This window comes from Herpetosiphon geysericola (assembly GCF_001306135.1).
Classification (GTDB): domain Bacteria; phylum Chloroflexota; class Chloroflexia; order Chloroflexales; family Herpetosiphonaceae; genus Herpetosiphon; species Herpetosiphon geysericola.
Genome location: NZ_LGKP01000017.1, coordinates 17,140 through 41,510, shown reverse-complemented (window position 1 = coordinate 41,510; position 24,371 = coordinate 17,140). Strand labels below are relative to the sequence as shown.

Genomic DNA, 24,371 nt, shown 5'->3' with positions numbered 1-24,371 from the left:
TTCTGCGATGTGTGACCCCATCACAGGAGGGGTTTTGTCGGTCGATGGTTGAAGGTGATGAAGTTATCTCCTTCCAAGGTCTCGTCATCGTCACGATTGTTGATGCAGTTTCCTTGTACCGAGCGTGGTTTCCGAGAATGATATTATGCTACTTGGATGAGTAGCAGATGAGTTAAGGGTAAAGAACCGTTAAAAAATTTCAGCCGCCTTGGCTAGACGATTTGAGCCAAGGTATAGCCTAAATCTTCATAGGTGTGCGGCTTCAAAATTAACGAATGAATGCCTAAGGCTTGAGCACGTGCATAATCTTCTGGGCGCACATAGCCCGAGGTTAAAATAATCGGCAAATTGGGCTTAATCGCCTGCAATTGTTGGGCCAAATCAAAGCCCGACATATGGGGCATCGAAACATCGCTAATCACAATATCGGTGGCATTAGGGTCGTTCTGTATATACTCCAAGGCGTGTTGGGGATTGGTAAAACCTTGCACCGTATAGCCCAAGGTGGTCAGCATCTTAATGGCCAAGCTCACCAATGCTTGATCATCATCAATATAGACAATCTGGGCCGAGCCACTTTCGCTAAGCAACTGGCGTTTTGGTGGCTCCGGCGTTGGCAGTTCGTTGGTGGTTGGAAAATAGAGCCGAAAGGTTGAGCCTTTATTAATTTGACTATAGACCGTAATGGCGCCCTCATGGTTCTTCATAATCCCATCAACTACCGATAACCCCAGCCCAGTGCCCTCGCCAAGCGGCTTAGTTGTAAAGAAGGGATCGAAGATGCGTTTGATTGTTTCTGGTTCCATGCCGCAACCATTGTCGCTGACCGAGAGCCGCACATAATGGCCTGGTTGCAAGTTGGGGAGTGCGCGCAATAATTCAGCAGTCAGATGAATTAAATCAAGCCGAATTTCAATTAAACCGTGATTATTGCCAATCGCATGGGCTGCATTGGTCGCCAAATTCATAATAATCTGGAAAATTTGAGTTGGATCAGCAGCGGTCGCTGGAATTTGGCCTACGACATTAACCTGAATTTCAAGCATTGCTGGCAAGGTTGCGCGCAATAATTTGACTGCTTGCTCAACAATTGCTGGCAATAAAACAACCTCACGTTTAACTTCTTGTTGGCGGCTGAAGGTTAAAATTTGGCGCACTAAATCTGTTGCCCGCTCGCCTGCTTGTTCAATTTCACGTAAGTTATTCTGCACCGGATGCTGTGGATCGAGATCGAGCATTGCTAATTGGGTATTGCCAGTAATTGCTAGCAAAATATTATTAAAATCATGGGCAATTCCGCCAGCTAACGTGCCTAAGGCTTCCATTTTTTGGCTGCGTAATTGAGCATCCTCTGCTCGTTTGCGATCATCAATATCGTTGCTTGCGCCAAACCACTTAATAATTTCGTTTTGCTGATTAAAAAATGGTACAGCTTGGGTATCAAACCAGCGATATGTATTATCGTAGCGGCGAATCCTATATTCGCTCTGAAACTTTTGCCGCTGATTAAGGGCATTGTTCCATTCATTCAGGATTCTCGCCTGATCATCAGGATGAATTTGTTTGACCCAGGCTAAACCTAATTGTTCTGCTTCGGGAATTCCCGTATAGTGAACCCATTGTTGGCTTAAATAATCGCATGCTCCGGCTATAGTACAGGTCCAGATTAATTGTGGTAATGATTCGGTTAATGTTCGAAAGCGCAGCTCACTCTCTTGGAGTGCTTGGGTTGCTTGTTTATAAGCAGTAATATCACGATTAATCCCAACAGTTCCTTGAATGTGGCCTTGGATATTTTTAATTAGTGAAACACTACTGAGTATATGGAGTTTTTGGCCATTGCGCGTATATTGGTAGACCTCGCCTTGCCAAAATGATTGCTCGATTAAGCGAGCACTTGCTTGATTATGACTATCGTTGTAAATATATTCAGTTGGAATCAAATGGCCTAAGCGCTGGCCAATTGCTTCTTGGGCAGGCCAGCCATAAATTTCTTCGGCGGCACGGTTCCAGCTTTTAATTGTATAATTGCTATCAGTTGAAATAATTGCATCAGAAACATGGGCTAAGAGATTTGCTTGATATTGCAGTTTTTGTTCAACCCGTTTGCGTTTGGTAATATCAGTAATTGTCAAAAATGCAACCGTATGGCCATTTGAATCAATAACGGTTGCCCCACCATAGCAAAAGATGCGTTCCCAAACGATTGGCGTATTAATCCGCCGAATTTTTAATTCAGTTAGTTCTAAACGTTCGCCCCGAATCAGCCGCGCCATTGGCCATTCTTCAATAGCTAATATGCGATCATCAAGGGTGCTAATTTCATAAAAATCGTGAAAATCAGGCAAGCGTTCACGACATTCTTGCATACTTGCAAAGCCGTGCATCGCTAAAGCTGTACGATTCCAATGAAAAAGATTGCCCTCAAGATCTGATAAGACAATTCCTTCATTTAAATTTTCAATCACAATTTTTAAGCGTTCTTCGCTTTCTTGCAGTTTGCGTTCAAAGATTTTGCGATTATTGATATTATGAATAACCGTAAAGCTGCATAAATGATTATCCAAGACGAGCAAGGTCATTGAGCAAATAACAAAAATTGTTTGATTCGCTTTGCTTCGAATTTCTAATTCGTAATCGCTAACATAGCTTTGCTTTTTTAATAGGCGCACCATAGTAGTTCGATCATGCAAATTAACAAAAATATTAAGTTCTTGAATGGGTTGGTTGATTAATTGCTCATACTGATAACCAAGCAAACGAATAAAGCTTTGGTTAATATCTAAAATAATGCCATCTTGCAAACGAGTAATAATCATAGGGCTAGAACTCGTTTCAAAAATAGCATTAAAGCGTTGTTGCGATTCTTGCACTGCAACCGCTAATTTTTTATTGCTACTCAGATCGTTGATAAAACTGAAAAATCCTTGTACTTCGCCAGCAGCATTCAAATCTGGCTGATATTCAATTGCGACGCTATAAATCTGATCGTGGGCTAGCTCAATCACGGTTTCAAAACGTACAGTTTGGCCAAGCAAGGCTTGATGGATATGATCATAAAATTGCTGATAGGCGGCTTCGCCCCAAACCTCGCTTAGCGTCGCGCCAGTAATGTGCTGCAGTGGTCGTTGAAACCATTGTTGATAGGCCTGATTGTTGAAACGATAATAGCCTTGGCGATCAACGTAGCCGATGAGGGCGCCAAGCTGCTCGTGCTCAGACTGAAACTGCTTGTTTGGCTGTAAGCTCGGCGTAGATTGAGCGATTAAATGCAAAAATGAAGCTGTGCTTGTTTGACTAGCGACGCTTTTTTGTGGTTGGTTGCTGCTGTGGGTAATGCTGACCAGCACGCCAACAATGCTGCTGTGTTCTGCATAAATTGGGCTAAACGCCAGATCAACGGTTAATGTTTGATTGATTGTAACGGCCTTGAGGTTGCTGCTTTGGCCTGCGCTGGCCTGTTGGATAGCGTGTTGGAGCGCTGGATGGCTCAAGAAGTTGGTTTCAAGCTTCGCTTGGCTGAGGGTTTGGGAATTATCAGAACCAAGCACATTAAGATACTGATCATTATAAAACATTGTTTGGGTTGCCGACCAAATTAATGCCATGGGGATTGCAGCTGATAAAACCATGCTCAGCGCGGTTTGCAAGGCGCTTGGCCATTGCTCAATTGGCCCAAGTGCGTGCTCGCTCCAAGCGATCTGTTGTAAGCTTGCTCCAGCGATCCCGCCATTGCGCATCCATGCAGGAAGATTGGTTTGCTGTGATGAATCTTCAATATCAGGCATTGCGCCATCCTCATCAGGTTTTGCACAATTGATTGCAGAATTGGGCGGTTGTTGCGCTAGGGAGTCTGCGATATATTTTAGAGTAGAGGATACTCTCGCAGTATAACAGCCGTGTGTAGCTCATGCAATAAACAATTTCCATGTTTTCAAGCTAGAACAATCATTAATTAAGTAAATGCCGTTGGATGGATTTCCAACGGCATTTGTGCATAGTTGAAATTTAATCCCGAAGCTAGCCAAAAACATCGGCCACATAGCGGCCTGCTTGCTCCATTTCGCTAATCCATTCCATGGCTGCTGCTTGCTCGCTGCCAGTAGCTTCAGCATAGATTTTGGCAAGGGTTTCGCGCACTGCTGGAGCCATATAACGCCCATCACCACAGACCGCAATCACGGCACCTTGTTCGATTAAACTCCAGACCCGTTGGCGTTCTTGCCAGAGCCGATGTTGCACAAAGCTAACCTCGCCGATTGGCTGGCGATAGAATGCTGGATAAAATTCTAAGACTCCTGCTTGCTGCCAGGCCTGAATTTGCTCACGATACAACAGATCAACCTCGGGATGATCGCAACCGAAAAACAGGGCAGTTGGGCCAAGCAGCTCGCCTTGCTCGTGGCGAGCTACTCGTTCTTGGATAAAGCCACGAAATGGCGCTAAACCTGTGCCTGCGCAGATCATCAGCAATGGTTGGTTGTTATCAACTGGCGGTTGAAATGGAATATGTGGCTGGCGCAAGCTGATTGCGATGCGATCGCCAACCTGCAAGCGGGCCAAATAGCTTGAACATGTGCCATAAAACTGGCCTTTGCCCGACCACGCAGGCGCATCGACGACCGCGACAGTTAAGCTTGCTTGGTTGGCGTTGAGCAACGGCGATGATGAAATGGAGTATTGGCGTACCCGCATTGCTGGCAAAAGCGCCAAAAATTCGCCGAAATTCAGCACTGATGATGGATATTGCTCAAGCAAATCCACTACGCTGACCCGTTTTTGCAGAATCTCGTTGTTGTAACGCTCAGTATCTTGTGCCAAACTAGCTAAATGGATTTGATGCGGCGGACAAACATTCTTTGCTGCCAAAATTGCTAAATGATGCTGAGTCGCTGGCGTTGCCAATTCAACATGGCTTTTGAGCAACTCCCCAAGGCTCATGGGCTGCTCAAGTGGCAAGTTGGCGGCCCGATTGGCGTGCAAAACCACGCTTTGTTCTGGTTTAAGGCCAAAATGTTTGCAGACCCGCTCGATCAGGTTTGGATGATTTTCTGGCAGAATTGCCAAATAATCGCCAGCACGATACTGAATTTCAGCAGGCAAGCTGAATTCGAGATGGCGTTTTGAGCGACCTAAAGGCGAACTTAAATCCACTAGTTCGCGATTTTCGCGCACATTAGCAAACACCAAGCCGTTTTGTTGGGCTAGTTGGTTGCTGCTTGTTGGCAGTAGTTCAACCTCGTAGAGTGGTTTGGAATTGATTGTTGTGGTTTCGATTGCAAATGCTTGATTATGGGTTTGCCAAAATGGCGCATACCAGCGCTCAAAATCGCCAAAGAAATCGCTGCGGGCATCAGCTGCGCCACGTTCGAGCAAGCGTGTGGCTCCTGCTGCCTGCAATTGCTGATCAATTTGGCTTGGCACTGCTTGGTAGGTGCTTTGCCAATCGCGGTTGCCACAGCCAAACACGCTATAGCGCACGCCCTTGAGCGAGCCTGGCTCCACGTTGGCCAGCCATTGGCAAAAAGCTTGGGCATTATTGGCGGGCTGACCATTGTACGAAGCCGCAACGATGCTCACTGCACCTGTAGTTGGTAATTTATTGACATAATCATTGAGTGGCGCAACAGTTGCTTGGTAGCCTTGGGCTTCGCCATCGCTGGCAATGCGGCGGGCAAAAGCTTCCGACGAGCCAGAATTTGAGCCATAGAGCACCAACAATGGCGTGTTGTGCTGGGCTTGGTTGCTAGCTGGTTTAGGGGTAGTTGTTGGTTGCCCTGCATGGCTGGCCCGATTAATCGTTTTGCGCAGGCGAGCGCGCACGGTCAAGCCTTCTGGTTTGAGGGTCAAGGTTTCTTTGACATGCAGTTTGTAGGGCTGAGGTTGTGACAATTCAAAGCGTTGCAGCAGCATTGCCAGCACCAACGTGGCCTCTTGCATGGCAAATGAGCGGCCAATACAGGCGCGTTGACCATTGCCAAATGGCTTCCAGGCATGTTCAGGAATTTGTTCGCGGCTTTCGGGCGCAAAACGATCGGGATCAAACGCTTCAGGATTAGTCCACACTTTGGGGTCGCGGTGCAAAGTTGGCAACAGCGCAAGGAATTTTTCGCCTTGCTTAACTGGAAAGCCAGCAATCGTCGTATCATGCTTGGCATAGACGCCAAACACTGGTGCGGTTGGCCAAAGCCGCAGGGTTTCGCGCAAAATTTGGTCGAGATAGCCAAGTTTGGCTAAATCTTCGTAGCGCGGCAAGCGATCGCCCAGCACAGCATCGACAATGGTTTGGGCGCGTTGCAAAATTTCTGGTTGTTGCAATAAGAAATAGGTGGCGAACGAGAGCAATCCGCTGGTCGTTTCGTGGCCTGCAATCAAAAATGTCACCAGTTGATTGCGAATATTGGCATCATCTAAGCCTTCGCCAGTGATTGAATCTTTGGCATTGAGCATTAATCCCAATAAATCATTGGGCACTTCGTTGCTGGGGAGGTTGCGGCGTTTGGCGATCAATTCATCGGTAATGCTGTGCATATAGTGCATATCAGCTTCGTATTGACGCTGGGTCGAACGCATCAGTTTGGTTTGAATTGACAAACGGCGGGCGCGCGCACCTGCTTCGGCCAAGGCTCGCACCATTGCCTCAACAAATGGGTGCATTTCGCGTTGATAAAACGAATTGAAGCGATAGCCAAAGCCACACAAGGCAATCGTGTCCAGCGTCAGGCGGGTCATATTATCGGCAACATCGAAATCGGTTTCTGGCCCTTGGCGCTCCCATTTGGTAAACAATTGGTCGGCGATATCGAGCATGTCATCAAAATAATTGCGCATGCTTGCTGGCCCAAAGGCTGGCATCAACAAACGATGAGCCTTGCTCCAATTGGCTTCTTCGGTGTAGGCCGTAAACAAACCATCGCCAGCAAAATCGCGAATTTGAATCAACGGGCCATGCAATAATTTATCAAAACGCTCTTGATCGCTAATTTCGGCCACTAGCGCTGCTGAAGAAACCACCAATACCGAGCGATTGGGAAAACTCACCCGAAAAATTGGCCCATAATGCTGGGCTAGTTTCATCAAATTTTGCACCGGTGTTTCCATGCCAATATCTGGCACATTGCCAACAATCGGACGAGTTGGTGGTTGGGGAATAGCACGAATTGGGCTGGAAATACTCATACAACGAGCCTCGTTTATTGCAATGCTGGCCTGTGCAGGTCGCCGCGAATCATCAAAAAGAATATTTGGTACTATTGAGTACCAACACGATTTATGCTATCATTTGCTTCTGGTACTGTCAAGTACCAAGAAATTAAGCTAGTATGGGTGAGGAATGGCTCAACGACGAGGGTGGTATGACCGAACAAGTAAGCGAAACTGAATATCGTAGCCGCTTGATGGATGGCATGGCGGCGGCGGTGGCCGAAAAAGGCTATGCAGAAACGACAATTGCCGATATTGTGCGCTTGGCGCGGGTTTCCAAGCGGACGTTTTATGAGCATTTTGCGAGCAAAGAAGATTGTTTGTTGGCGCTCTATACCGCCGCCACCGACCAGCTGATCGAGGTTATTCGCCAAGCAATCGAGAGCGCGCACGATATGCATTCGCGGGTGCGCTGCGCCCATCGGGCCTATTTACAGCGCATCAAAGCCCATCCGTTGCTGATGCGGACGTTATTTATTGAGATTCTGGCCGCAGGCAGCAGGGGTTTGCAGGTGCGCCGCGCCGCCAATCAACGCTTTGCTGATTTGTTGCGGGCAACCGGAGCCGACCAACACTATGATTCGCCGCAGAAACGCCAAATCACGCCAGCTTTGGCGATGGCAATTGTGGGCGGGATTAACGAATTAATTTTGCAAGCCATGGAAAGCGATCAAATCGATCAATTATTATTAATCGAGGAGCCAGCAACTGCCTTGTTGGAAGCAGTGCTGGCTCGCACAGTTGCCGAAGATTAAAATGTCAGGCTTGCGCTGCTGAGTTCAGGGTTGTTTGCGCTGAGGCTAATTGGCTCAGTGCCGCCAGTGTGTTGCACAATTACTTGGGCTAAACCGTTGAAAGCGCGGCGTTGCCATGGTGCTGCTGGCTCGATAACTTGCACTACCCCAGGCTCACGATTGGGGAACGTCCATGGATTGGCTTTTTTGATCCAGCGCCCAGTTACTAGATAGCTGTTTTGGCCAGGCCGCACCAGATCGTGGCTCAATTCAAATACTTGGTCGCCCTGAGCCAGCGCAATCTCGCTGGCGATCAGTTGGCCATTGATATAAACGCTATAGTCGTGGGCGATGCTTTTGCTGAACAAACGAATGCTGCTCGCTTCGCTGTAGTTTGGTAGCTCAAAACTGCCATTGAAGACGATATAGGGTTGTGAATTGGCTTGTTGATCGTCGTTATGGTGCCAGAATGCTGGTTGCCAGCTTTGGGCTACTGCTCCGCGTGCCAACTCTAAGCCAGCGCTCAGATCAGCGGCGGTTTGCTCGCCAGTAATTTGAATTGGGCTAATGAGGTAGCGTTGGTGATATTGATCTGACTCGTGGCTGGAGGGATCGCCATTGCCAACGCCCAAAATCTTGGCCGAACCAGTTAATTGGAGATCAAGCAGGTGGTTGGCGGTTGGCACAATTTGGCCTTGCTCGTCGCAGACTTGCAGCGTAACGACCGCAAGATCGCCCACTTGCTTGAGTTGACCATAATCAAGCACAAGCTGAATCTGGCTGGCTGCTTGGCTGGTGCGCAGGCTCGCGCTGATCACTTCAACGCCATCGTTATAGCCGCGAGCCAGCAATTCGCCTGGTTGATAGGCGACTTCCCATTGTTGATGACCGTTTTTGGGCATTGCACGGCGGCCAAGGCTCACGCCATTGAGCCACAGCTCAACTTCTTGGCAATTGCTATAAATTGGAAAGCTTTTGACTTGACCGAGATCGTTCGGCCAATCCCAGTGATAGCCAAGGTGTAAAACTGGCTTTTGCCCCCACCAAGCCTTAGTGTAGTAGGCAATATCCTTGGGGAAACCGCAGAGATCGAAAAAGCCAAATTGGCTGGCGACCGCTGGCCATTCAAACGGCGTTGGTTCGCCGCGATAATCGAAGCCCGTCCAGAAGAATAGCCCAGCCAAGAATGGGCGTTGAGCATAAAATTGCCAGCTAAATTCGGTGTCGGCGTAGCCATCACCGCTGGGAGATGCCGCCAAGTGGCCGCGGCTAGCATCAGTTTGGTAAATGCCGCGGGTTCCATAGGTGTTGCTTTCCTCGGTGCCAACGCCAGCTTGCCAAGGAAATTTGGCGTGGTGCGCATCAATATCGCCATGCCAAATGTAGTTATAGCCAACCACATCAGTCACCGTGCCAATGCCTTTATCCCAGCCGCCGCTACAGGCAATCGTGAATAGGCGGGTATGATCGAATTGGCGGGCGAAACGTTGCATGGTGCTGGCGATGCGTGCGCCGATAATCGTGCCTTCAATCGCCCATTCTTCGTTGCCCAACGACCATAAAATGACCGATGGATGGTTGCGATCGCGCTTGATCAGTTGCTCGACATGGCGCAAATGCTCAGGATTGCTGCCCATCAAGCGGTTTTCATTCAAGACCAACATACCCAAGCGATCACAGGCATCAAGAAACTCAGGCGTTGGCGGGTTGTGTGAGGTGCGAATCGCGTTATGATTGAATTCCTGCAAGCGTTGAATGCGATATGTTTGTAAACTATCGGGCAGCGCCGTGCCAACTCCAGCATGATCTTGGTGCTGATTGCTGCCAACTAATTTGACCGAGCGCCCGTTCAAGAAAAAGCCCTGATCGGGATCAAAGCGAATGCTGCGCACCCCAAAGCTGGTTTCGTAGCTATCAACTACGTCATCGCCAAGTTGCACAGTGGTAGTAAGTTGATACAAATGAGGGCTGGTAAGATCCCAGAGTTGGGGATTGTTCAGCTGGTGCTGGTGGGTAAATTCGGCGCTTTGACCAGCAGCAAGTTGATAGATTGGGCTTTGGGCTTGCACGACGGGCGTTGCATCAGGTGCGTTGATGGTTTCGCGTAAGCTGAATTCCACTGGTTGCTGGCTTTGGTTGACAATTGTGGTTTGAATCGTTATCGTTGCGCTTGTCTCGTGGACTTCGCTCGTCACAAAGGTGCCATAGCGGGCGACATGCAGCGGCGCGGTTTTGCAGAGCCAGACATGGCGATAAATGCCAGCGCCTTCGTAAAACCACCCTTCCTCGGTGGTAGCATCGGCGCGCACAACAACCACATTCTGGCCGCCATAATTCAGATAATCGCTAATATCGTAGCTAAAACTGGTGTAGCCGCTTGGCTCGTTGCCAAGATAAAAGCCATTGATCCAAACCTTGGAATCGCGATGCACGCCATCGAATTCGAGGCTGATCCGTCGCCCAAGCTCGCTGGCGGCAATTTCAAAGCTTTTGCGATACCAGCCAACGCTGTTGGCGGGAAACTTGCGGCCAATTGCTTTGTAGCCATGGCTGTGGCTGGCATATTGATCGAATGGCAGTTCGACGCACCAATCGTGGGGCAAATCGACCACACGCCAAGCCCGATCGTCGAATTTGGGCGAGGCTGCACCATCGCCATAGCCAGCTTTGGCCAAAAACGAAAAATGGCTGCTATCAAGCTGAAAATCTTGGGCGGGGTCGAAGGCATGGCCGAGGGCAAAACGCCAGCCTTGATCGAACACTAGGCGTTCGCGGGGTGGGTTGCTAATCATCGCTGATCTCCATGCTGCTCTACATCGTTGTTTGCCAAGCAGCGCTTAGTTGCTCAAGGGTCGCGCCTTGCGTTTGGGCAAACGCATGCGAGCACGCCACGTTAACGAGCTAGTCTACAGGTGTTTTTACTAAAATTCTTCTAAAATATTGCTTGGATTTCAGCAGCAGCTAACCTTGTTGCGATGAACCACAAGCGATTTTAACAATTATTGATGATCACCACCCTTCCGTCCCGCCTCAAGGCGGGAGACGCAGGGGTTTTCATCCCCTGCATCCCTCATATTTGTGTTGCGGACTGTTATTATTGATGCTATACCCCAAAACTTGGCGATCTTGGTGCCCTTCGTGCGCTTCGCGGTTGCGGGGCGAGGGGTCGGGTGTTAGGGATCGGGGATCGGTATCCTGTGCAGTGCCAACTACCTGTCGCCAACTCCAATGATATTCCGAGAGCCACAAGCCTGTAGCCTTCGTGCCCTTCGTGCTCTTCGCGGTTCCTGAATCTCTCGCCTGATGCCGAACAACCGATCCCCACAACCGATCCCTAATTTCTCACTGCCAGCCAGCAAACAGGGCGACGCTGCCGATACGCTTAATTTCGTAGCGCTGAAAGGCCTGTTGGAGCATGGTTTCGAGGTTGGCAAGCGTGTCGGTTTGGTTGGCGAAAATTTGGCGCTGATTGTAGATACCCATCAAGCGCCGGGCAGTAGCGCTATGAAACGGCTCGCTAGCACTTAAAATTGTTGCGCCAAACAGCACACCGTTGGGCGTTAACCGCTCGTCCAAGCGTTGCAAGACTGCGCCTTTGACCTCAGGCGTGCCTGCAATACAATGCAAAATATAGCCCAAGCCAATCGATTCAAACTGCTCGCTGAGTGGCAAGGCTTGCATAATCGAAGCCCGAACAGCTTGCGGTTGCCATTGCGTGAGATTCGCACTGGCTTGGATTAAGCACTCAGGATTAACATCGAGCAGCAGCAGTTTATCTAAACTGTGTTGAGCGAGGGTTTCGCGCAGCAATAGGCCGCTGCCTGGCCCAATATCCAAATGCTGGGAGCGTAAATGCTGCCGATACCACGCAACTAAATTGGGCTTGGGGCAGCGCCAAATAAAACTATCAGAGATGCCGTGCACTAAAAAATCGTAAAACTTTAAGATGTGGTTGTTGTAGATTTGGGCGCTGGCTGGCAAATCGCTCATTGTTTGCTCCAAAAACACGAAACTTTCAATTGCATCTTAACAAATTTCTGCTAAAAAAGAACCAACATATAACCCTTCCATGTGTGAGGAACACTATGCAACGCCGCTTTCACAATCCAATTATGACGGGCTTTTATCCTGATCCAGCGATTTGTCGGGTGGGTGAAGATTATTATCTAATTCATTCGACCTTTGAATATTTTCCAGGCGTGCCAATTCACCATAGCCGCGATCTGGTGCATTGGCAGCAAATTGGCCATATTTTAGATCGTCCATCGCAACTGAATCTCGACGAAATTCATCCATCAGCAGGAATTTTTGCCCCAACGATTAGCTATCACGATGGCACGTTTTATATGATTACGACCTTGATTGCAGGCAAAGAGCGCCATGGCAACTTTATTGTGACCGCTGAATCGCCAGCTGGGCCATGGTCAGACCCCTATTGGCTCGATGCTGATGGAATCGATCCCTCGCTCTTTTTTGAGGATGGTCGGGCGTGGTATGTGGGCAATCGTGGCAAAGCCAACCCCGAATACGAAGGCCAATGCGAAATTTGGCTGCAAGAGCTTGATCTGAGCACGATGCAATTGATTGGCGAGCAATCGGTGTTGTGGCGGGGCGCGCTCAACGGTGTGGTTTGGACTGAAGGCCCACATCTTTACAAAATTGATGGTTGGTATTATTTGCTGATTGCCGAGGCTGGCACGGAATATAATCATGCGGTAACGATTGCCCGCAGCAGCGAATTAACCAAAGGCTATGGAGGCTATCCGGCCAATCCTATTTTGACCCATCGCCAGCTTGGCCGCGATTACCCGGTGATGGGTACTGGCCATTCTGATCTGGTGCAAACCCAAAACGGTGAATGGTGGTTGGTGCTGCTCGCGATGCGCCCCTATGGTGGCGGTTTTTACAATCTTGGCCGTGAAACCTTCTTAGCTCCGGTTGAATGGGAACAAGGCTGGCCCTTGATCAGCCCTAGCACGGGTAAAGTTGAATCCAGCTATCCTGCGCCCAATTTGCCACTGCAACGCTGGCCAGTGCAAGCTGCATGCGACCATTTTGATGGCGATACGTTGGCCATGTATTGGATGTTTTTGCGCACGCCACGCTCAGAATGGTGGAGCTTAAGCGAGCGACAAGGTTGGCTGCGCATGCAATTACGGCCTGAGCAAATTAATCAAATGGCCAACCCCAGTTTTGTTGGGCGCCGCCAGCAGCATATGAACTTTTTGGCCCAAACTGTGCTGGAATTTCAGCCGCAGCAAGTGCATGAAGTTGCAGGCTTAGTCTTGATTCAAAACCATAAATATCAAGTCCAATTTGTGATTACTGGTGAGCAGCAAGCCAGCTTAATTGTTAGCCGCAATGGCGAGGAAGAAACCTTGGCCAGCGTGCCAGTCAGCGGCCAGCGCCAGTATTTGCGGATTGTGGCCTATGGTCAAGACTATAGCTTTTTCGTGGCCGAGCAGCCCGATGCATGGCAACCAGTGCTGGAAAATCTCGATGGACGCTTTTTGAGCACACCGATTGCTGGTGGGTTTGTGGGCACAGTGATTGGCTTGTATGCAAGCAGCCAAGGCCAAACAAGCCAATCAGTGGCCGATTTTGATTGGTTTGAATATCGCGAAGTAGCCGAATAAGCAGTTTGGTTGATCTCGGCGTTTGGCAGGTGACGGTTTTTTGGTTAAAATACTTTCCCCAGTGGATGCTTATACTGCTGCTGTGGGAGAAAGTAGCGTATCATGCCACGCAAACCAACCAAACCAAATCGCCAGCCAGCTAGCCAACAACGGCCTGCGCGCCCGCCTGCCAAACGCACCGATCGAGATGAACGTTCGAATTATGGTCGTAAACCATCAACTCAAGCCCAAAAGCCTGCGCCAGTTTTTGAGCAAACTGTTTTGCCCGACATCGTTAAAGAAATTCGCCAATTGCGCTCGCGCGATGCCCGTGATCGCACTGGAACCTACTATATTGAAGGTGCGCGGATCGTTGCCCAAGCGATTAATGCTGGCTTACCAATTGAAATTGGCGCGATTTCGCTGGAGTTGCTTTCGCGCACCGAGCATTCTAACGAGACCGTCAGTGCCTTGCGCAAAGCTGCCAAACAAATGGTTGAACTTTCGATTAGCGCTTTTTCGGGCATCTCATTCAAAGAAAATCTCCAAGGCATTGGAGCCGTGGTTAAACTGGAGCAAGAGCCATTAAGCAATGTGCAATTGACTGATCGGCCTTGGGTTGCCTTGAATGGGGTTGGTAATCCAGGCAATTTGGGTGCAATTATGCGCACCTGTGATGCAGTTGGCTGCGAAGGCTTGATTTTGATTGGCGACACGACCGATCCCTATCATCCAGCGGCGATTCGGGCAAGCATGGGTTCGTTGTTTGCCTTGCGCATGGTGCGCACAACCTTCGAAGAATTTGGCCAATGGAAAAACGCCAACGGCTATCATGTGATTGGCACCACACCCGATGTTGAGCAAGAATATCACACGATCAGCTACCCAAGCCCTGCGATTTTGTTGATGGGCAGCGAGCGGCTTGGGCTTTCGGTCGTTGAGCAAAGCATCTGCGATACCTTAGTGCGGATTCCGATGGCTGGCACCTGCGATTCGCTCAATTTGGGCGTTGCCACCAGCATTGTGCTGTATGAAATGTTTCGCCAACAGCGCTTAGCCCAATAGTTTATTGCTTGTGCGATCGGCCAACTGAGGTTGCTCAGTTGGTCGTTTTTGTATTGAGCTAAAACTACAAACGGCCCAGTTGGGCCGCTTGTAGGAGAGAAGAGTGTGTGTGAGGAGGAAGGATTTGAACCTAGTATGCCAGTGCTAGCTTACGGCCATCCTAACGAGAATCCTGCATAGTAGTCCTATTATGCAGCTACCCGCATGGCCTAAATCGCAGCTGACTTATGGGCCAAGCTATACGCCACCAAAATATTGCAGAGCCAAGCGTAGGCGCTCTTCGGTGTCGGCGGGAGCATCTGCTGGCAAGGCATTGAGCGCTGCTTGGGCCTCGGTGCTGCTATAGCCAAGGCTGGTCAAAATATCAATCAGCTCGGTGTTGATTGCGAGCAAGCCTGGGTTGCTGCTGAGTTGATGGCTAATTGTGCTTACGCCAAATTTGCCTTTCAGTTCAAGCACTAAGCGGGCAGCGGTTTTTTTGCCTATACCTGGCACCTTTGAGAGCATAGTTGTATCTTCGCGAGCAATCGCCTGTTGCAATTCTTCGGGGCTGGCGGCGGAAAGCAGCGCCAACGCAACCTTCGGGCCGATGCCACTCACGCCTAAGAGCAACTCGAATAAGGCCCGTTGAGCTGGCGAGTTGAATCCGAATAAGGCCAACATATCTTCGCGCACATGCAAGTGGGTATACAACTGGGCACTATCGCCAATTGCTCCGATGGTTGCCAAAACCGTGCGCGGCACAGCAATCGCCAAACCCACGCCATGCACGTCAATAATTACCTGATCCAGACCAATAAATTGCACAACACCTCGTACCGATGCGATCATCGCGATCTCCCTGCTAAGCTAGGCTTGGGCTTATTATACAGGTTTGGGCTGGCTTACGCGAAAAGCGGCTGCTTTGCAATAGCAAGCAGCCGCTTTGGAGTTTAGCGGATTAGAATTCTCTTGCGTATACAGCTGGAAATTATGAGTGGGCTAGGCGTTTGGCGTTGATCCGATCGCGGGCGGCGGCCACAATCTCAAATGAGCGTTTGCGCGCTGCTTGATCGTAAATATTGGCGCTAACCATAATTTCGTCGGCAGCAGTTTCTTTGATAATCTGGCTTAGGCGTTGTTCCAAGGTATCAACCGTGCCAATCGCGGTGTAGGCCAACATTGGGCTTTGAGCAAAAGCGAAATCTAGCGCTTGGCGTTTGACTGGATCATTGGTTGGAGCCGGAATTGGCCGCGGCGTACCGCGCTGAATATCTATAAAGGCTTGTTGAATGCTGGTAAACAAATATTGGGCTTCTGCATCGGTTTCCGCGCCAATCACGTTGATTGCAACCATGCTATAGGGCTTGGCGAGCTGGGCCGATGGCTGAAAGTGCTGATGATACAATTGCAAGGCATCAAACAAATGGGTTGGGGCAAAATGGGCAGCGAAGGCAAATGGTAAGCCTAATTTGGCCGCCAACTGCGCGCTAAACGTGCTTGAGCCAAGCAACCACAATGGCACATGCAAGCCAGCCCCGGGAATTGCCCGCAAATATTGGCCTGGGCTAGGCTCGGCAAAATATGCTTGCAGTTCGCGCACATCATCGGGGAAGCGCTCGGCGCTGGCCATCATATCGCGGCGCAACGCCATAGCAGTGCGGCCATCGGTGCCCGGCGCTCGGCCTAAGCCTAAGTCGATTCGGCCTGGATAGATCGATTCAAGTGTGCCAAATTGTTCAGCAATGACCAATGGCGAGTGATTGGGCAACATAACCCCGCCAGAACCAACCCGAATCCGCTTGGTGCCTGCGGCAACATGGCCAATGACCACAGCAGTGGCAGCGCTGGCAACATTCGCCATATTATGATGCTCGGCCAGCCAAAAGCGTGTAAAATTGAGCTGCTCTGCATGTTGCGCCAGGGCTAAACTATTCTTAAACGCATCAGCAGGCGTGCTACCTTCGAAAACGGTGGCTAAATCGAGCACCGAAAATGCTATTTCGCGGCTTGCTTGGGCAGGGCTAGTTTGACCAACTGTGGCTTCCATGAGTACTCCATCATGTTAAAAACGCTGAAATGCTGTTGCTCAGCGTTATTCTAGCCCTATTTTACCCCCAGTTTAAGTGATTAATCTAGTAATTGCTAGCTTAATCTAACAGGATTCATATACGCGAACTATTTTCGCTCGACGGCAATGGCTGACCAGCATTGGTTAATTGGAGGTAGACCAAAGCAGCCCGCACCCGATTTTCCACTCCTAATTTGACATAAATTCGGTGTAAGCTGGTTTCAACGCTGCCAGTGGTTAGATTTAAGGTTACAGCAATCGCTTTATTGGTCTGACCTTGAATCAGAAGCTGCATAATACGCTGTTCGCTGGTTGAAAGTGGTCGTTTTTGCTTGCTCATAGCCTAAAATCTCCTTGAACGAATTATTGCTTAGTCTACCTACGCCAATGCCCCTGCTGCAAGCCCCAAAAACTGGCGAGCAACGCCTTGCAACGCGCCGCTTTAGCTTCGATATGAAGCTGAAGCGCCCGCCAATTCATGGCACGCTTGCCTTTTAAAAAGGAAGGGTAACGGCGCTTTTTAAAAGGCAGAACCCCCTCATTCAATCAGAACGAGGGGGTTAGTCGCAGGAGTGTTGATCCTTAGTTGTAGGCGGCGATCTCCCACAGCGAGTAGCCCCATTCGGTGGCGCGTTGGGTTGCGTACACCCGCAGGTAGCGCCCGCTGCCGTTGACATTCAGCGTATCCGTGCCGCCATCGCCGTTGCTGACTGTGCTCAGGGTGCGCCATGTGCTAGCATCATCGGAAACTTGCACTTGATAGACGCGGGCATAGGCTGCTTCCCAATTCAGCACGACTTTGCTCAGGTTTTTGCTGCTGCCCAAATCAACTTGAATCCATTGCGGATCGCTGTAGCTGCTGGCCCAGCGGGTGTTGCTATTGCCGTCGGTGGCGTTCGCTCCGCCTAGCGCGCTGGTTTCTGCTGAAGAAACTTGGACTGGTCGTCCGAGTGCCAGATTTTGGCTGGTTGTGCCGCCGCTACAGCTTTGGCCATTGACAATACAGTTGCTGGGATTGACCCATGCGCCGCTGTAGCTACCACTAAAGCCAAATTCGCGCGTTTGACCAACCTCGATCCGCTGATTCCAGCCTAGGTTGCCAGCGGTGTAGCGGTTGCCATTTTTAGCTTGGGTCGCATCCCACCAGCTAGCAATTGTGGCGTTGCTTGGCAAATCAAAGCTGAGCGTCCAACCATCGACCGCGCTGCTGCCATTGTTGGTGATGCGATACACCCCAACGTAGCCATTGCCCCAATCTGAGGTTTTGACAAAGGTGGCTTGTAAGCCGTTGCCGCTCGTTGGTGGGTTGTTGGTAGTAACGCTCAAGCTGTTGCTGTTGGCCGAGCGATTGCCCGCTGCATCACGGGCCTTGACCGCAAAGCTATAGGCGGTGCTCGGATTCAAGCCATTGATTGTAATATTGGTGCTGCTGCTGCTAGCAACTGGATTGCTGCCGCCATTTTGATAAATATCATAGCCAACCACGCCAACATTATCGGTTGCAGCATTCCAACTCAAATTCACGCTGTTATGGGTTTTGCTGGCTGCTTGCAGGTTGCTTGGCGCACTTGGCGCAACCGTATCACTTGGGATATCGCCTTGAGGCGTGAATCGCAACCAATCGATATCGAGCGAACGGGTTGCCCGAGGTGGGTTGGTGGCGTTGGCACAGCATTCTGGCGTCCAGTTGGGATGATGCCACAAATTGACCATAAAGGCCGCTGGATTTTGCGGAATGCGTGCGCTTGGCCCGCGATAATCCCAGAGCACAATTTTTTGGCCATTGCTTGGATTAACAACCCACAAGGTCACGTTGCTGGCAGTCCAATTGAAGCCATATTCGTAGAACGCGGTGGCCGAATTGTAGCCAGGAATCGCCTGCACCGTGGTGGGCTGATTTTCGCCTTGGCTATTCGATAAATCGGTGTAACTTCCGCCGAAGGTTGTGGCATAGCGGGTATATTCAACCGTGCCAGTTGCCACATTGATCTTGCGGTAGACCCGGCGGCTGATCGCGGTTGGGTCGTTGTAATCAGTCCAAATGGTAATTAAAATTGATTGTGGCTCGGCACACAGCCATTCAATATCAATTTCGCTGTTATCAGGCAAGCCATTGCCATTGCTATCGCTGCCATCATTAAAATAGGTGAAAAAGCCATTGATTACGCCTTCGTCGCTGGCGCAGTTGGCGGTTTTCATGCGGCCTTCGTAAGTGCCATAATGATACATTTGGCGTGAAACTAAGTTCGAGCCTTGGCCTGGGTAGGCAGCTTGATTCGCGCCAATCGAAAGCCGCATAATTTTGCCATCTTGGGCTTGGCTATCGCTGATGTTGGCTGTGCCAGTCGCCATGCTAGAGTTGCTGTACCAGCTGAACATGCTCGAATTGCTGATTGGCTGGTTAAACTGCTCGGTACTGCTGGCCGCACTGGTGACGAGCGGCAAAAAGACCAAAAACGCGACAATAAGTTTGAGCATTGGTTTATAAACTTTCATCATGTACCCCGTTCTAGATGATGCGTCGCTCCTGCGCTGCATTCCCTCAGTTTGCTGGGCGCGTGGCCTCCTTCGTTGACTAGCAGCTGTATTAGACCAAACGCCGCTAGCCAACAGAAGGATAAAAACCGGGGTAAAAGCGGGGTATTTTTAAATAAATTTAAGAATTATACCTGTGCTAAAAGCGTTTCAATCAGGTTAGCCAAACCTAAACTTTGGCTATCAAACCAGATTTGCTGCCATTGAGCCGAGCCTAGTTGCTGCTTACAATTGGCAATGGTTGGCTGTAAACGTTGTTGCTCAGCCTCAAATAACGGCACGGCCAATTCAGCGCGCAATTGCTGGGCTTTGCTCCACGCTTGAATTGCCAATTCCGCCTGACCTTGCCTGCTTAATAATTCAGCAAAGCGTTCCAAATTCCATGCCAAGCCATCATAATCGTGCAAGTTCCAGCGAATTTGCAGGCTAGCTTTGATTGCTGCCAGTGCGGCGCTTAATTGCTCTTGCTGCACCAACACCGGCGTGAGCGCATTCAAGGCCGAAGCGATGCCTCGTTGATCATCAAGGCTGCGCCAAATTGCCAACGCTTGTTCATGCGCCGCTTGAGCTTCTGTAAAATTCGTTTGATAGAGCGCAATCATGCCTAAATAATTCAGGCTAAATGCAAGGCTGGGCAAAATGTGCTGCTGCTGCCAATAAGCCAGGCTTTGTTGCAAAAGCTGTTGGGCAAGCTTCAATTGGCCTTGACGAACCAAAACCATTGCTTGGCAATCGTGCATGGCAAACACTGCCTCCTGATCGCCAAGCTGCTCATACAAATTACAAGCATTGCGATAATGCTCAAGCGCTTGGGCATAATAGCCTTGCTCCATCGTAATTTCGCCCAATTTTGCCATATTTTCAGCAATTGCTGCTGGTTGTTGCAAAGCTTGGCGTTGGGCCAACGCTTGTTGATACCAGGCTTGGCCAGCGCGATATTGGCTTTGCAAAAAAGCCGCAATATAGCCTTGCATTTCGCTGCAACGGGCGTGCATAGTTGGTGTAAGCTGCTGAGCACTTAGCCAATCAAGCCATGTTTGCAACTCTTCGCTTGCTCCATAACGATACCAAAATTCAGCTAACGGCACGATACATGCGCTGGCTGCTGACCAATTCTGCGTGCTGATTGCCCAATTAATTGCAGCCCGAATATTCTCGCGCTCGGCTAAAAGGGCTTGACGCTGCTCCAACACTTGCTCGCTCAGCGATTCGCAATACATGACATAATATTCAAGGTGACGTTGGGCAAGCGTGTTTAATTCGCCATGGTCGTGCAATTGCTGGGCCGCAAATTCCTGAATCAAGCTGAGCATGCGAAAGCGCTGTGGTTGCTCTGGTTCGGCCTGCATCGTTAACAAACTATGATCAATCAACCTCGCCAATTGATCAAGCAACTCAAGTTGGGACTGATTGGGTACGATTGCCTGAATTGCATCAAGCGTACAGCCAGCCTGAAAAATTGCCAATTGGCGGAGTAGCTGCTGTTGTTGAGGCGAAATTTGTTGGTAGCCCCATTTGATTGCGTTGTGCATGCTTTGGTGGCGGGCTGGCGCAGTTGGATCGTTGGTTGTCAACAGGGCCAATGGTGGTTGTAAATAGGCCAACAAGGCTTCAGGTGTGAGCAAGCGCGTGCGTGCTGCCGCCAATTCCAAGGCCAAAGGCAAGCCATCGACCTGCCAACAAATGTGTTTGATGGCCTCGGCGTTGGCGCTGGTTAGGCTAAATTGTGGGTTCAAAGTTTGGGCTCGTTGCACAAATAATTGCACCGCAGGATTGGTTTTGAGTTCGCTAAGCGTAGCGCTGGTAGTTGGCAACCGCAACGGCGCAAGCGGCAACGCATATTCACCAGCGCAATGCAGCAAAGCCCGACTGGTCAACAATAATTTGAGGCCAGTGGTGTGATCGAGCAGCCAGCGCAAGACTGCGGTAGCACTCAACAATTGCTCAAGATTATCGAGAATTAATAAGATGCGGGCGTGCTGAAAATGCAGCTGCATTTGGCGTTGCCAGCTATATTTGCTACTTGGCAAATTGAGGGCTTGGCTCAGGGCTAAACCAAGGTCGGCGACGCTGGTAGCTTGGGCCAAATCGACGAAATACACGCCATCAGGGAAATATTTTGGGCTTTGTTGGGCAATTTGCAAGGCCAAGCGGGTTTTGCCCACGCCGCCCGGCCCAGTCAACGTGATCATGCGAATATGCTCAGCATTGAGATACTGGTGTAAGGTTGCAACCTCGCTTTGGCGATTGATTAATTTACTGGCAGTTAGTGGCAAGCCGCTTGGCGTTGACGTTTGCTTGGCTTCAGCTGTGCCAACCATACGCGCTTGAGCACAAAAGAGCTGGCTTTGTTCGCTGGATAAATGCAAAATTGTGGCTAAACGGGCAGCCAAACTGCGTGATGGACGCTGGCGATTGGCTTCCATCTTGCGAATACTCTCGACCGCGCAGCCAACTTCCTCGGCCAAAGCAGCTTGGGTGAGTTGGCGTTGGTGGCGATAGTCGCGTAATTGCTGGCCAAATGATCGTGGTTCTGGCATAAACGCGAGCGACTCCTTGTGAGCGATAGCAAGTTGCTTGGCGCTGAAATCTGGTTAATAGGCGATGCGCCAGTTGCTATCCCTACGGTACACTAGCCAACCAAATCAGGCAATGGCCGTGCACGCTAGTCCTTTCAAGCAGCTTACAGCCGCAGAGTGAACAAGCGCCAGCATCCAGCGCCGTTGGTCTTACTACAAATGATCGTAGCTTTAGATGAAGCTTGGCTAAATTTAAGCCCAAATTTCTTAACCCAAAGTTGATATTTGGGCGTCAAAATTCAGGTACACTACACCAGTACCTTGGGTATACGCTCGATGACCCAAAAGGGCTACCTTCTAGGATGACTCGTATCGAGCACTATCATGAGCACTAACCAGCAAGGCATCGACGGCTGCTGCTGAGCAATGGTTACTGTGTTCGTTTTGGAGCAAGTCCATGTATCCGGTTGTTCGACCGAGCACTTCGCCCATCGTTGTTGCCAGCCGTGCGAAAGTGATGGTCATCGAAGATAACGTTGACAGCATGAATTTAACCTTACGGATTCTGCGCGAGCAGATTGGGGTTGCTTACTGCAATGCGCGACCTTCTGGCGATGCCTTCTTTAGTTGGCTCAATTCGCCGCAGGTGCGCCAAAACCCAATCCTGAGCTTTCTTGATTTAATTTTGCTTGATATTCGGATTCCACGCGAAAATGGCCATATTGTGTTTCAGAAACTGCGGGCCTTGCCTGAACTCAAGCGTACCAAAGTTGTCGCCATGACCGCCAATGGCTCGCGTGACGAAGCAGAACGAGCGCGGGTTTCTGGTTTCGATGGTTTTATTGCCAAGCCAATTTCGCTCAAAACCTTTCCCGACCAAATTGCCCGCGTGCTGAGCGGTGAGTTGGTGTGGGATATTGGCTAAAGCTGCATCTAAATTCTTATTTAAGGGCTGACAGGGTGGCGCTGTCGGCCTTTTTTTGTGCTATTCGACCACCCAGAGTTCATGCTATACTGACGCTGTTAATCAGCGTTTTGCCTGCTCAAGGAGGTGCTGCACGTATGCCCGAACAATTAAAGCATGAACTCTCGTTGTGCCATCGAGAGCTACGGGCGATTTACGATCTCGATGCTCTCCGCGACACAACCGATTCGACCGAAACCTTTTTAAATGGCTGCGCGACGATTATTCGGGGCGTGCTTCAGCCAGATTTACTCCAATTAATTACCCTTGATTTAGAAGATTGCCCCGCCCAAAATATTACGATCGAACGCTGGCGGCCAAATGATGCTGCTGGCTTGATGTTGGCCTTAACCAATGCCTTGGCTGGCGGTGAAACCACCAGTTTGCAGGAGGGCGATGCGGAAATTATTGTGCGTTCGCTCTCGGTCAAAGGCGAACGCTTGGGTGTGTTGGTGCTTGGCTCCGCAGACCACCATTGGTCGGTTGATGATCGACGCTTGATTGATGCGATGTGCTCGCAAATTGATTCGGCCATGGCTGGGCTGCGTTTGTTCCAACAGGTGCAATCGCGCAACCGCGAGCTAGAAACAATTTATCGTTTAGATCGGTTGATTGATGCTACACCTGATTTTGACCAAGGCTTAGGTGCGGCCTTGGGCCTGCTCTCCGAGACGATTGGCGCAACTTGGAGCTTTATTATGCTCTATACCGCCGAGGAGCATGAGCTAGAGTTTCGCGCTGCTTCGCACGACGATTTGGCCGACCCTAACTCGCAAGTCTCGCAGGTGCTGCGCGATTTAGCGCGCAACACGGTTGATCAAGGCAAAATGGTGCGTCGCGAACAAATCGATCAAACGATTGGCTCATATATTGGCGTGCCCTTGATTTTGAAAAATCAAATTATTGGCGTGTTTGGCGGGGCTAATCCACCAGGCATGCGGGGGTTTAGCATTCACGAAGTTAAAATGTTGAACGCCATTGCTTCACAAATGGATACGGCGCTGTTTGAAGATCGTCAACAACGCCATATTCGCGAGACCTTTGCTCGCTATGTTAGCCCAGATGTGGTTGATTTGATGTTGCGCACGCCTGGCAACGACTACATGAATGTCCATCGCCAACAATTATCGATGCTTTTTTCGGATATGCGCGGCTTTACGACGGTTTCCGAGCAGCTGCCTGCCGATGTGGTGGCGCGCATGCTCAACGAACATCTTTCGGCCATGACCACGATTATTCGCAATGCTGGCGGCACGGTCGATAAATTTGTGGGCGATGAAATTGTAGCCTTCTTTGGCGCACCCTTGCCCTACGAGCAACACCCGTTGTTGGCCGTCCAAACCGCCTTGTTGATGCAAACCCGCCATACTCAATTGATGGACGAATGGCAAAGCCAAGGCTTGCCAGCAGTAGCGATTGGCATCGGGATTGCTAGCGGCGAGGTGGTGGTGGGCAATATTGGTTCGGCCCAAATGATGAACTACACGGCGATTGGCCCTGATATGAATTTGGCTGCCCGTTTGTGTAGCGCTGCCCTGCCCAACCAAATTTTGGTCAGTCAAGCAACCTATGATGCAGTGCAGCAGCATGTGCAGGCTGTGCCAGTTGCGCCATTAAGTTTGCGCCATATCTCGCAGTTGGTGCAGGCCTATAGTATTGAAGCGGTGCTGAGCACCAAAGCCTAGT

The 24,371-nt window shown here is 50.0% G+C and carries 15 protein-coding genes; 6 read left to right on the top strand and 9 right to left on the bottom strand.

Going from position 1 to position 24,371, the window contains the following annotated elements; genetic code table 11:
• Positions 1 to 212: 212 nt before the first annotated feature.
• Positions 213 to 3,788 (bottom strand): PAS domain S-box protein, encoded by a 3,576-nt coding sequence (locus SE18_RS10385; RefSeq protein WP_054534388.1) that lies wholly within the window; start codon positions 3,786 to 3,788, stop codon positions 213 to 215.
• A 232-nt stretch (positions 3,789 to 4,020) separates the two neighbouring features.
• Positions 4,021 to 7,179 carry a bifunctional cytochrome P450/NADPH--P450 reductase gene (locus SE18_RS10380; RefSeq protein ID WP_054534387.1) on the bottom strand — a complete coding sequence of 1,053 codons (3,159 nt, stop codon included), beginning with the start codon at positions 7,177 to 7,179 and terminating at the stop codon, positions 4,021 to 4,023.
• A gap of 176 nt (positions 7,180 to 7,355) precedes the next feature.
• On the opposite strand from SE18_RS10380, the gene SE18_RS10375 reads away from it, so the two are divergent.
• Complete coding sequence (locus SE18_RS10375; protein ID WP_054534386.1) at positions 7,356 to 7,958, top strand: TetR/AcrR family transcriptional regulator; 603 nt, start codon at positions 7,356 to 7,358, stop codon at positions 7,956 to 7,958.
• On the opposite strand, the gene galA is transcribed toward SE18_RS10375, so the two are convergent.
• Together galA and SE18_RS10365 are read right to left on the bottom strand one after the other, a co-directional pair.
• Positions 7,955 to 10,729 carry a beta-galactosidase GalA gene (gene galA, locus SE18_RS10370; protein WP_054534385.1) on the bottom strand — a complete coding sequence of 925 codons (2,775 nt, stop codon included), beginning with the start codon at positions 10,727 to 10,729 and terminating at the stop codon, positions 7,955 to 7,957. The genes SE18_RS10375 and galA overlap by 4 nt on opposite strands.
• Before the next feature lie 550 nt (positions 10,730 to 11,279).
• Positions 11,280 to 11,927, bottom strand: a complete 648-nt coding sequence (locus tag SE18_RS10365; protein ID WP_054534384.1) for a class I SAM-dependent methyltransferase — start codon at positions 11,925 to 11,927, stop codon at positions 11,280 to 11,282.
• Positions 11,928 to 12,022: 95 nt separating this feature from the next.
• On the opposite strand from SE18_RS10365, the gene SE18_RS10360 reads away from it, so the two are divergent.
• Both SE18_RS10360 and SE18_RS10355 read left to right on the top strand, forming a co-directional pair.
• Positions 12,023 to 13,573: a glycoside hydrolase family 43 protein gene (locus SE18_RS10360; RefSeq protein ID WP_054534383.1), complete on the top strand. Its 1,551-nt coding sequence runs from the start codon at positions 12,023 to 12,025 to the stop codon at positions 13,571 to 13,573.
• A 102-nt stretch (positions 13,574 to 13,675) separates the two neighbouring features.
• Positions 13,676 to 14,617: a TrmH family RNA methyltransferase gene (locus SE18_RS10355; RefSeq protein WP_054534382.1), complete on the top strand. Its 942-nt coding sequence runs from the start codon at positions 13,676 to 13,678 to the stop codon at positions 14,615 to 14,617.
• Positions 14,618 to 14,854: 237 nt separating this feature from the next.
• Here the strand turns inward: SE18_RS10355 and ruvA are convergent, their stop codons facing one another.
• The 3 genes from ruvA to SE18_RS10340 all read right to left on the bottom strand — a co-directional run bounded on the left by ruvA (position 14,855) and on the right by SE18_RS10340 (position 17,007).
• Positions 14,855 to 15,448 (bottom strand): Holliday junction branch migration protein RuvA, encoded by a 594-nt coding sequence (gene ruvA, locus SE18_RS10350; RefSeq protein WP_054534381.1) that lies wholly within the window; start codon positions 15,446 to 15,448, stop codon positions 14,855 to 14,857.
• Positions 15,449 to 15,587: 139 nt separating this feature from the next.
• Positions 15,588 to 16,646: an LLM class flavin-dependent oxidoreductase gene (locus tag SE18_RS10345; protein WP_054534380.1), complete on the bottom strand. Its 1,059-nt coding sequence runs from the start codon at positions 16,644 to 16,646 to the stop codon at positions 15,588 to 15,590.
• A gap of 115 nt (positions 16,647 to 16,761) precedes the next feature.
• Complete coding sequence (locus tag SE18_RS10340; RefSeq protein ID WP_054534379.1) at positions 16,762 to 17,007, bottom strand: response regulator transcription factor; 246 nt, start codon at positions 17,005 to 17,007, stop codon at positions 16,762 to 16,764.
• A gap of 26 nt (positions 17,008 to 17,033) precedes the next feature.
• Here SE18_RS10340 and SE18_RS28135 point away from each other — a divergent pair, with 26 nt between their 5' ends.
• Positions 17,034 to 17,165 (top strand): hypothetical protein, encoded by a 132-nt coding sequence (locus SE18_RS28135; RefSeq protein ID WP_269083553.1) that lies wholly within the window; start codon positions 17,034 to 17,036, stop codon positions 17,163 to 17,165.
• Between the two features lie 84 nt (positions 17,166 to 17,249).
• Here the strand turns inward: SE18_RS28135 and SE18_RS10335 are convergent, their stop codons facing one another.
• Positions 17,250 to 19,163: a cellulose binding domain-containing protein gene (locus SE18_RS10335; RefSeq protein WP_054534378.1), complete on the bottom strand. Its 1,914-nt coding sequence runs from the start codon at positions 19,161 to 19,163 to the stop codon at positions 17,250 to 17,252.
• A 167-nt stretch (positions 19,164 to 19,330) separates the two neighbouring features.
• The gene (locus SE18_RS10330) at positions 19,331 to 21,742 is read right to left on the bottom strand and encodes a tetratricopeptide repeat protein (RefSeq protein ID WP_054534377.1); all 2,412 of its coding nucleotides are present in this window, start codon (positions 21,740 to 21,742) and stop codon (positions 19,331 to 19,333) included.
• A 436-nt stretch (positions 21,743 to 22,178) separates the two neighbouring features.
• On the opposite strand from SE18_RS10330, the gene SE18_RS10325 reads away from it, so the two are divergent.
• Both SE18_RS10325 and SE18_RS10320 read left to right on the top strand, forming a co-directional pair.
• A complete protein-coding gene (locus SE18_RS10325; RefSeq protein ID WP_054534376.1) occupies positions 22,179 to 22,646 on the top strand; it encodes a response regulator in 468 nt (155 codons plus the stop codon).
• Between the two features lie 137 nt (positions 22,647 to 22,783).
• Complete coding sequence (locus SE18_RS10320) at positions 22,784 to 24,370, top strand: adenylate/guanylate cyclase domain-containing protein (RefSeq protein WP_054534375.1); 1,587 nt, start codon at positions 22,784 to 22,786, stop codon at positions 24,368 to 24,370.
• The last annotated feature ends 1 nt before the right edge of the window (position 24,371 follow it).